Genomic DNA, 1,266 nt, shown 5'->3' on the forward strand with positions numbered 1-1,266 from the left:
AATGAAAAGAACAAAACCAAAATCAACACTGACAACAACACACTAAACAAACAAGACAATCTTACTAACTAATAGAAACTTGCTCGACGTGCTTGATGGCTTCGGGATCATCCGCAAAAGGCAACAAGGTCGCGTCTTCAAACTCCGACTTGCGCTTGGGGCTGAACACCCACAACGCCAGACCGATGAAGGCCACCATCACAACAACGGTGCCCAGGCCACGAATCATCCCGATATCCATCTAGATCACCGTTTGCTTTTGATGATGGTGCCCAGGCCTTGCAGGTAGGCCACCAGCGCGTCCATTTCGGTTTTGCCCTTCACGGCAGCCTGTGCACCAGCGATATCTTCGTCGGTGTAAGGAACGCCGAGCGTGCGCAACACTTCCATTTTCTTGGCCGTGTCTTTGCCGTCGAGCTTGTTTTCCACGAGGAACGGGTAAGCCGGCATTTTCGACTCAGGCACCACGTTGCGCGGGTTGTACAAGTGCGCACGCTGCCAGTCATCGGAGTAACGACCGCCCACACGGGCCAGGTCCGGGCCGGTACGCTTGGAGCCCCACAGGAACGGGTGATCCCAGACACTTTCACCGGCAACCGAATAGTGGCCATAGCGTTCGGTTTCCGCACGGAACGGACGGATCATCTGCGAGTGGCAGCCGACACAGCCGTTGGCGATATAAACGTCGCGGCCTTCCAGTTCCAGCGCCGAGCGTGGCTTCATGCCTTCGACCGGCTTGTTGGTGACGTCCTGGAAAAACAGCGGAACGATTTGGGTCAGGCCGCCAACGCTGACGGCGATGACCATGAAGAAGGCCAGCAGGCCAATGTTCTTCTCGACAGCTTCATGCTTCATCAGTGAGCTCCAACGACAGCGATCTGGGCAGCGGCTTCGGCTTCAGCCGGGTTCGAGGCGCGCACGGTGCGCCAGACGTTGTAAGCCATCAACAGCATGCCGCTGGCGAAGAACGCACCGCCCAGGGCACGGACGATATAGCCCGGGTGGCTGGCCTGCAGCGCTTCAACGAACGAGTAGGTGAGGGTGCCGTCATCGTTGATTGCACGCCACATCAGGCCCTGCGTGATGCCGTTGACCCACATCGAGGCGATGTACAGAACGGTACCGATGGTCGCGAGCCAGAAGTGCGCGTTGATCAGGCCAACGCTGTGCATCTGCGCACGGCCGAACAGTTTCGGGATCATGTGGTAGATCGCGCCGATCGAGATCATTGCTACCCAGCCGAGAGCGCCGGCGTGGACGTGGCCG

At 58.1% G+C, this 1,266-nt stretch carries 2 protein-coding genes and 1 pseudogene (1 of these 3 running past the window's edge); all 3 read right to left on the reverse strand.

All coding sequences use genetic code 11. The features are described 5' to 3' along the window. Positions 1-64: 64 nt before the first annotated feature. Positions 65-241: a cbb3-type cytochrome oxidase subunit 3 gene (locus tag ACIONG_RS21595; RefSeq protein ID WP_401302587.1), complete on the reverse strand. Its 177-nt coding sequence runs from the start codon at positions 239-241 to the stop codon at positions 65-67. Positions 242-246: 5 nt separating this feature from the next. After that, positions 247-855 (reverse strand): cytochrome-c oxidase, cbb3-type subunit II, encoded by a 609-nt coding sequence (ccoO, locus tag ACIONG_RS21600; protein ID WP_103303916.1) that lies wholly within the window; start codon positions 853-855, stop codon positions 247-249. Then, positions 855-1,266 (reverse strand): annotated as a pseudogene (locus ACIONG_RS21605) (cbb3-type cytochrome c oxidase subunit I) (its annotated part continues 502 nt past the right edge of the window); the annotation flags it as partial. The pseudogene ACIONG_RS21605 and the gene ccoO, both read right to left, overlap by 1 nt.

The organism is Pseudomonas sp. NPDC087817 (assembly GCF_044742875.1).
Lineage (GTDB): Bacteria > Pseudomonadota > Gammaproteobacteria > Pseudomonadales > Pseudomonadaceae > Aquipseudomonas.